Source organism: Malaciobacter halophilus (assembly GCF_002837275.1).
Taxonomy (GTDB): Bacteria; Campylobacterota; Campylobacteria; order Campylobacterales; family Arcobacteraceae; genus Malaciobacter; species Malaciobacter halophilus.
Window position 1 is genome coordinate 73,159 of record NZ_NXIF01000006.1, and the last position, 8,101, is coordinate 81,259.

Here is an 8,101-nt window from a genome sequence, read left to right on the forward strand (position 1 = left end):
TATGGATAAAATTTTTATTGTTCAAAGCCCAAATAGACTTGATAAGTTTCTATCATTACATATTGAAGCATCAAGAAACCAAATAGAACAGCTTATAAAAAAGGGTTTTGTTAAAGTAGATGAGAAAGAGTCAAAAAAAACTGGATTAAAGTTAAAAGTAGAACAAAAAGTTAGTGTAAATTTTCCAGAAACTGAAATAAGTAAAACAAAAGATGAGAATTTTGTAAAAGATTCACTAAAAGGCAAAGAGATAAAAGTCATATATGAAGATGAACATATTTTAGTTGTAAATAAACCTTATAACTTAACAGTTCATGATGCACCTAGTGTAAAAGATGCCACTTTAGTAGATTGGTTAAAACTTAAAAATATCTCTTTATCAACAATAAGTGGAGAACAAAGGCATGGAATTGTACATAGATTAGATAAAGGTACAAGCGGTGTAATGGTAGTTGCAAAATCAAATGAAGCACATACAAAACTAGCAAAACAACTAGAAGATAAATCAATGGGAAGGTATTATTTAGCAATTATAGATTTACCATTAAAGCAGAATACTATTATTGAAAAACCAATTGCTAGAAATCCAAATAATAGATTAAAAATGGCTATTGTAGAAAATGGTAAATATGCAAAATCTGCTTTTGCAAAAGTTGCACTAAGTAAAAATGAAAAATATGAACTAATTGCTGCAAAACTTTTTACAGGAAGAACACATCAAATAAGAGTTCACATAAGTTCGATAAGTAGGCATATACTAGGGGATAATTTATATGGATTTAAGGGCGAATTAAATAAAATAAATAGATTTTATCTGCATGCTTATAGTTTATATCTTTATCATCCTATAACAAACGAAAAAATGAGCTTTAAAGCAGATTTACCTGATGATATAGAACAATTTTTAAATAATAATTTTGAAATGGAGAATATTGATGAAAAACTTGATGAAAATCACATCATCACTTGCTTTGATTCTTTTAGTTAGTGGTTGTAGTTATAAAGGTGACCTTATGTCTCCTAAAAAACCAAAAATTGACGAAACACTAGAAGTAGTAGATTCTAATTCAATTAGATCTATTAGTGATGTTAATGCGATTGCATTTGAGTGGAAAAAAGTTGATGATACAAGAGTTAATGGATATAATTTTTATAGAGCAAACCTTCAAAAAGATGGTACAAAGCTTAAACTTATAGATACAATTGAAAATAAATATGTAACACATTATGTTGATAAGAATGTTGAACCAAATACAAAATATGTTTATAAAATTTCTAGTGCAACAAAAAGTGATGTTGAATCAAGAACAACTAAAGATTATATAGTTTCAACACTAGACTTACCAGAAGGAATTAGTTTTATTCAAGCAATATCAAATCTTCCAAGACAAATAAAAATTGTTTGGAGACCTCATGGCAATGAAAGAATTGCTTATTACAAAATAGAAAGAAGCTCTCCTCAAACACCAAAATGGGAAGAGTTAGATGAAATAGAAGGAAGATTACAAGCTGAATATATTGATGCTGATTTAAAAGACAATGTTGTTTATAATTATAGGGTTACAGCTTATACTTTTGATGATATTCCAACAAAACCAAGTCAAATAGTTAAAGCACAAACAAAACCACTACCAGCTGGTATATATACACTAAAAGCTTCAAATGATAAACCAAGAAAGATTGTTTTAAACTGGCAACCATCTGAATCATCTGATGTTGTAAGATATAATATTTATAAAAGTTCAAGTGCAACTAGTGGTTTTTCATATTTAAAAAGTGTTAATAATAAGACTTTAAACTATGAAGATTTTATAAATGAAGATGGAAAAATCTACTTTTATAAAATTACAGCAACAGATAAAGATGGTTTAGAAAGTAGTTTAAATGTAAATTCAGTAATGGGTTCTACTCTTTCAAAAGTAAATAAACCAATAATAACATTAGCACAAATTCAAGGCGAAAAAGCGATTTTAAACTGGCAAAGTGCAGACAAAAGAACTGTTAGTTTTAATGTTTATAAAACTGTAAAAGATGGAGTTTTCAATAAAAAAACAATTAAAATATCTGGTATTAAAGCTTTAAGATATGAAGACAAAGATATTGTAAGAGGTGTTTCATATAGCTACTCTATTCAAGCAGTAGATGAGTTTGGAATAGCTTCAAAAAGAACAGATCCAACAGAGTTAATCCTACCTAAATTAAGAGAGATAAAATAGTAGATGCCTCATATAGTATTTAATAATGAAAAAAATATAGAAACACCATTTCAAAGAGATGGTGTTAGTTTTAACTTTTGTGCAAAATCATTTAATTTTACAAAAGAAGATAGAAGAACTGAATATAAAATTGGTGTAAATTATGAGAATAAGGATTTTTTATTAACCTTAAAAGATAAAGGTGAGAATAAAATGCTTAAAGTAGATAAAGTAACAAGAGTAACTCCTGTTACTTTAGTAAAAGATGCTTTAAATGCTTATTCAAAAGAACTAGATGCTAATATAGTTTTTTCTAATACAAATAGTTTTAGTCAAAAAATTGAACCTAAAAAAGAGTATTTAAAAGATATTGAATATTTTGTTAATGATTTTAAGACTAATAAAGAGATTCAAATTGAAATTGGATTTGGAAGTGGAAGACATCTACTACACCAAGCAAAGAAGAATCCAAATGTACAATTTATTGGTTTAGAGATACATACACCTTCAATTGAACAACTTCTAAAACAGTTAAAAATACAAGAAATTGAAAATGTTTTAGTTGTAAATTATGATGCAAGACTTTTTATGGAGTTTATAAACTCAAATAAAGTTGGAAAGATATTTGTGCATTTTCCTGTACCATGGGACAAAAAGCCTCATAGAAGAATCTATTCAAATGAGTTCATTGATGAAGCATTAAGAGTACTTATGCCAAAAGGAACACTTGAATTAAGAACAGATAGTAGAAAGTATTTTGATTATTGTACTGAACTTTTAACAAACTTAAATAGTGGAAGAATAACTATTGATATTAACAAAGATTTAGAAGTATCAAGTAAATATGAAGACAGATGGAAAAAACAAGGTAAAAATATCTATGATGTTGTCTTAGAGTGTCAAAGAGAAGATGAAGACATTGATTTAAAACATGATTTCTCTTTTGGAAAAATAAATCTTGAAAAATTTAAAGAGATTATTTCAAATAAACCTATGGTTGATGAGAATTTTTTTATTCATATTGAAGACTTATTTTTACTAGAAGAGCCAAACTCTGGATTGATTGAAGTAACATTTGGAAGTTTCAATAGACCACTTAGTAAATATATATATGTAAAAAACAATAAAGCATCGTATTATCAAGGAACACCTCTTCCTACAAGTGCAAATATAAAAGCCCATGAAAGGTTAAAAGAGATTTTAAAATAATGATAAGAGCAAAAAACATCTACTTAGCATATGACGAAAATAAGTTTATTATTAAAAAAGGTAATTTTGAAATTGATAATAAAGAGTTTATTTTTATAGGTGGTACAAGTGGAAGTGGAAAATCGACTCTTTTAAAATCTTTTTATGGTGATATTGGCTTAAAACATGGTAGCTTAAATATTGATGGACAAGAGATGTATAACATCTCTTCAAAAAGATTAAGAAAAGTAAGAAGAGATATTGGAATAATATTTCAAGACTACAAACTTATTCAAGAGTGGACAATTGAAGAGAATATTATGATTCCTCTTAAAATAAATGGCTACTCAAATGAGATTTCAAGAGATCAAGCAACAAAACTACTTCACCATGTAAAACTTGGTCATAGAGCTGGATACTATCCAAATGAGTTAAGTGGTGGAGAGCAACAAAGAGTTGCAGTTGCAAGGGCATTAGCACATAATCCAAAACTGATTATTGCTGATGAACCAACAGGAAACTTAGATGACTACTCTGCTGAAGTAGTATGGAATTTATTAAAAGGTGCAAATGAACAATTAGGTATTACAGTTGTTGTTGTAACACACAGAGTTCCAAAAAACTTTGGAATTAGGTTTAGACAATTATCAATAGAAGATGGGATAATATATGAAGTTTCTTAAAAACATACTTGCTTTTGTAATACCTTTAAGTGCTATGCTTATAACTTTTACTCTATATCTTTTTGCACAAAACACAGTAAATCAATATAAAAAGAAAATTTCAGATGATTACTCAATAGTTGTAATAACAAATACTCCTTTAATAAAAGAAAAAATAAATGAACTTGCAAATATAAAAGTAAGTAAAATTGTTACTTTGAAAAAAGAGAAAATAATAGATGATATAAAATCAAATTTATCTGAAACTTCTATTACGCTTTTAAAACAAAAACTACCAAATTTTTATAAAATTCATCTTGATGAATTTCCCACAACAAGTGAATTAAAAAATATAAAAGATGAACTTTATAAGAATAAAAATATTAGAAAAGTAGAGATATTTTCTAAAAATCACAATCAAGTCTATCTTCTTTTACTTTTAATAAATGAAATTAGTTTAGTTTTATTTATAGTAATACTAATTTTTTCAGTATTAATTTTAGCAAAACAGATTCAAATTTGGTTTTATGAGCATCAAGAAAAAATCTCTATTTTGCAACTTCATGGTGCATCGATTCTTTATAGTTCTTCTGCTATCATTAGATATGCAATATTTAGTGCGTTTATTGCTTTTTTCTTAGTTGCAGGATTATTTACATTTTTGGTTAATAACTTAATTTTAATTTTCCCACAAGAACTAAGTAATATAGTTGATGTAGAAATATCTATAAGTAGTGAATTATTTAAACTATTTTTCTTATCTCTTGGTATTTCAATTCTTACAATTTTTGGTGTATTAATAAAGTATAAGATAAAAAATGATTAGATTAGTATTAGTAATTGCCTTAACTTTTAACTTTATATATGCTTCTAGTAAAAGTATTGAAAAAAAGATTGAAGCAAATAAATCTATACTAAATAAAAGTAAATCTCAAAAGATGAGAACCACACTAAAAATAAAAGTTCTTGCAAAACAAATAGAGTCTCAAAACAGTGAATTGACAAATTTGGAGTCTCAAATCTTAAGAGTAAACAGTGATATAAAAGAACATCAAAAGCTACTTGAACAATCAAAGCATAGCCTAAATAAACTACAAGAAAAATCAAAAAACTTAATTGAGAAAAAAAAGAGTAATGAAGAACAAATAGTAGATACTATTATTGAAAACTTTACTTCTTCAATAGCAATAAAATTAGCAAAAGAGAGTTCAGAAAAAGAGATTATTGATACTGAAATTTATACTCTTCTTTCTGAACATTCAAAAGACCAAATATTAAAACTAAATAATAACTATGAAGCTATTACCCAAAATAAAAAAGAGAATGAAAGACAAATAGATAAAATTAGTGGTTATATTGAAAAAAGAATGCAAAAGAAAAGAGAATTAAATAGCCTTATAAAAGAGCATTCTAACTCTTTAAAGTCATTAGAAGCAAAACATGAAAGCTACCAAAGAGAACTTAAAAATGTAATAAAAAAGCAACAAAAACTATCTTCACTTCTTAGTCAACTAAATATTTTAAAAACTAAAGAGCTTAGAAAAGAGAGATTAAGAAAAGAAAGAGAGAGAAAAAGATTACTAGCTTTAAAGAAAAAAAGAGAACAACAAAGAAAAGGTAAAAGTGAAACTAAAGCAGAAGTTCAAAAGCGATATGCACAAGATATTGATTTAGATGTTAGAATGCTTGGTTCTTCAACTAGAGGTGTTAAGATTTCAAGATATAGAGGAAGAAAAACTATTTCACCTCTAAAAAATTTTAAGGTTGTGAAAAAATTTGGTAAGTATTATGACCCAGTTTATAAAATTAAACTATTTAATGAATCTGTAATATTAAAAACAAATCGACCTAAAGCAAAAGTCTATTCTATATTTAATGGTAAAATTGTATATGCAAAGAAAAATGCAGGAATGCTTGAAAATGTTGTAATTGTACAACATAGAAATGGTTTACATACTATTTATTCTCATCTTGATGAAATAGCTCCAACATTAAGAGTTGGTAAATGGATAAAAAAAGGGTATGTAATAGGAAGAGTAAATGATACTTTAAACTTTCAAGCAACAAAAAACTCTTACCATATAGACCCTAAAGACCTATTTAGAATCTAAAAGTTTTTTCTCAAACTTAATATTAATCTGTTCTAAAAACTGTTCATGCTCTTTTTTTAACTCTTTATATGTTTGTATAATTTTTTTGCCATAAGATGTTATTGTATATAACTGCTCATTGCTACTATCTTTTATTGCTAAGGGTTCATTTGCTATTTTATTTATTGAAACTATATTTTTTAAAGCTACTTCATACTCAATATTTGCTTTTTTAGCTGCAACTTTTAAATTATTATTTTCTATTAATTTTTCTAAAAGATTAATTCTTCCAGGTCCCATAAAGTTTCCACCATCTTTTTGAACCCAAATTTGTCCACCGATATTATATTTATTTTCCATGAGTGTAATTTAGCCTAAAATGCTTGAAGTTTATATAAAAGTAGTTAAACGAAGTAAGTTATCTTACTTCATTTAAATTAGTTAATAGAGTTAACTGTAATTGAGAAGTTTAAATCTTTTCCTGCTAATGGATGATTAAAGTCAACTACTACTTCATTTTCTCTAATCTCTTCAACAACTACTTGAATTGGTTGACCATCTTGTCCTTGACCTTGTAAAGGCATACCAACACTTAATTCAATACCTTCAAACTGCTCTTTTGGTAAAGCTTGTTTAGCTTCTTCATTATACTCACCATAAGCTTCTGCTGCTGGTACTGCAATATCTGCACTATCACCTTCGTTCATTTCAGCCATTCTTGATTCTAAACCTGGAATTAATTGACCTACTCCGTATGTAAACTCTAAAGGCTCTTTGTCAATATTGCTATCAACTACTTCCCCATTAATTTTTAGTTCATATGTGATTGACACTACTTGATTGTTTTCTATAGCCATATTGACTTCTCCTTTTATTTGTTTAAAGCTAAAACTATATCAAAAAAAAATAACATCTCAATAAAACTAAGCTATTTTTACTAAAAAATCTTAAAATCAATATATTTCAATTTTGTCAATTTTTAATTGCCAAGTTGCTTCACCTGCTATTAATTTGTATTCTATTCTCTTTGTTTTTCCATTTTCTAAAGGAAAAGTTCTTACTAATTTATTATTTGATATTTTAAAATTATCTAAACCAGTATAACCTTTAAATGCCTCTTTATTATATTTTAAATCAGATATATAAATAGGTGTTGCTGATAAATGATTGTTTACACTATAAGCAATTACTTTAGTTTGTTTTTTATCCTTCAAATAGATGTAAATTTCTATATTACCATCTTCATTTATATCTGCTATTTCACTATGAAAAACTTTAGCCTTAGTTTTATGTATAAATGGCTCTTTTGAATATTTCAACCCAGTAGCTTGGATTTTTAATATATTATCTTTTTGAGTTACAAAAAAATTAACTTTTTTGCCAAAAAAACTTTTTTGATACTGTGTATTATCAAGTTGAGTCAAATCAAGTTTTTTATTATATTTTATATATTCTGCTTTTAATGTAGCTCCACCACTACAATAAAAATATAGACTATTTTCATTACTATTTTTTTCTGTTGTTATATTTAATTTGTTGTTTTTAATTATAAAAACTATATTTGCATTTGCAGTATATGAAATGTATTTGTTTTTACTTTTTTTATAAGCAATTCCATCAAAAGTACATGTAGGTCTCTTTTTATCCACTCTTGAACGTATAATTACTCTTGTTTGATTTTTATCAAGTTTTTCAAACTTAACACTTGTCCAATCATATCCTTCTTGTTTTTTCATATAGCTTTTTGTAACAAAAACTAAACTATTATTTGAATATTCTAAACTTTTATTTTTAGAAGAACAAGAAGTAAGTAAAAACAAAAAAGTAAAAATTAGTAGTATATTTTTTAGTTTCATTATATAACCTTTTATTTAATTATATAACTAAACTATTTATATGAAGGTTAGTCTTTTTGTTGTTTTTGTTCTATCTTTTGTAATTTTTTATCTTCTATTTGTTTATGCAT

Annotated in this window: 9 protein-coding genes; 6 read left to right on the forward strand and 3 right to left on the reverse strand. The window is 26.1% G+C overall.

The window, feature by feature from the left end; genetic code table 11:
• The first annotated feature begins 1 nt into the window (after position 1).
• From CP960_RS01535 to CP960_RS01560, 6 genes are read left to right on the forward strand one after another with little or no spacing between them, the layout of a single operon-like run.
• Positions 2-988, forward strand: coding sequence for an RluA family pseudouridine synthase (locus CP960_RS01535; protein WP_101183471.1), 987 nt, complete (start codon positions 2-4; stop codon positions 986-988).
• Complete coding sequence (locus tag CP960_RS01540; RefSeq protein ID WP_101183472.1) at positions 936-2,216, forward strand: fibronectin type III domain-containing protein; 1,281 nt, start codon at positions 936-938, stop codon at positions 2,214-2,216. The genes CP960_RS01535 and CP960_RS01540 overlap by 53 nt, the downstream gene beginning before the upstream one ends.
• A gap of 3 nt (positions 2,217-2,219) precedes the next feature.
• Complete coding sequence (gene trmB, locus CP960_RS01545) at positions 2,220-3,404, forward strand: tRNA (guanosine(46)-N7)-methyltransferase TrmB (RefSeq protein ID WP_101183473.1); 1,185 nt, start codon at positions 2,220-2,222, stop codon at positions 3,402-3,404.
• Entirely contained in the window at positions 3,404-4,066 is a 663-nt protein-coding gene (locus CP960_RS01550) for a cell division ATP-binding protein FtsE (protein WP_101183474.1), read from the forward strand. The genes trmB and CP960_RS01550 overlap by 1 nt, the downstream gene beginning before the upstream one ends.
• Positions 4,053-4,871 (forward strand): cell division FtsX domain-containing protein, encoded by an 819-nt coding sequence (locus CP960_RS01555; RefSeq protein WP_101183475.1) that lies wholly within the window; start codon positions 4,053-4,055, stop codon positions 4,869-4,871. The genes CP960_RS01550 and CP960_RS01555 overlap by 14 nt, the downstream gene beginning before the upstream one ends.
• Positions 4,864-6,156: a murein hydrolase activator EnvC family protein gene (locus CP960_RS01560; protein WP_101183476.1), complete on the forward strand. Its 1,293-nt coding sequence runs from the start codon at positions 4,864-4,866 to the stop codon at positions 6,154-6,156. Before CP960_RS01555 ends, CP960_RS01560 begins: the two co-directional genes overlap by 8 nt.
• On the opposite strand, the gene CP960_RS01565 is transcribed toward CP960_RS01560, so the two are convergent.
• From CP960_RS01565 to CP960_RS01575, 3 genes are all read right to left on the reverse strand, one after another.
• Complete coding sequence (locus CP960_RS01565; protein WP_101183477.1) at positions 6,142-6,495, reverse strand: winged helix-turn-helix domain-containing protein; 354 nt, start codon at positions 6,493-6,495, stop codon at positions 6,142-6,144. The two genes, CP960_RS01560 and CP960_RS01565, sit on opposite strands and share 15 nt — an antisense overlap.
• Positions 6,496-6,572: 77 nt before the next feature.
• On the reverse strand, positions 6,573-6,992 hold the full coding sequence (locus CP960_RS01570) for an FKBP-type peptidyl-prolyl cis-trans isomerase (RefSeq protein ID WP_101183478.1): 420 nt from the start codon (positions 6,990-6,992) through the stop codon (positions 6,573-6,575).
• Between the two features lie 96 nt (positions 6,993-7,088).
• Complete coding sequence (locus tag CP960_RS01575; protein WP_101183479.1) at positions 7,089-7,991, reverse strand: hypothetical protein; 903 nt, start codon at positions 7,989-7,991, stop codon at positions 7,089-7,091.
• Positions 7,992-8,101: the final 110 nt, after the last annotated feature.

What these genes read in the sequence shown, in the direction of transcription:
- CP960_RS01535 (WP_101183471.1), top strand. Translation starts at nt 2, where the DNA reads ATGGATAAAATTTTTATTGTTCAAAGCCCAAATAGACTTGATAAGTTT.
- CP960_RS01570 (WP_101183478.1), bottom strand. Translation starts at nt 6,992, where the DNA reads ATGGCTATAGAAAACAATCAAGTAGTGTCAATCACATATGAACTAAAA.
- CP960_RS01550 (WP_101183474.1), top strand. Translation starts at nt 3,404, where the DNA reads ATGATAAGAGCAAAAAACATCTACTTAGCATATGACGAAAATAAGTTT.
- CP960_RS01560 (WP_101183476.1), top strand. Translation starts at nt 4,864, where the DNA reads ATGATTAGATTAGTATTAGTAATTGCCTTAACTTTTAACTTTATATAT.
- CP960_RS01575 (WP_101183479.1), bottom strand. Translation starts at nt 7,991, where the DNA reads ATGAAACTAAAAAATATACTACTAATTTTTACTTTTTTGTTTTTACTT.
- CP960_RS01565 (WP_101183477.1), bottom strand. Translation starts at nt 6,495, where the DNA reads ATGGAAAATAAATATAATATCGGTGGACAAATTTGGGTTCAAAAAGAT.
- CP960_RS01555 (WP_101183475.1), top strand. Translation starts at nt 4,053, where the DNA reads ATGAAGTTTCTTAAAAACATACTTGCTTTTGTAATACCTTTAAGTGCT.
- CP960_RS01540 (WP_101183472.1), top strand. Translation starts at nt 936, where the DNA reads ATGAAAAACTTGATGAAAATCACATCATCACTTGCTTTGATTCTTTTA.
- trmB (WP_101183473.1), top strand. Translation starts at nt 2,220, where the DNA reads ATGCCTCATATAGTATTTAATAATGAAAAAAATATAGAAACACCATTT.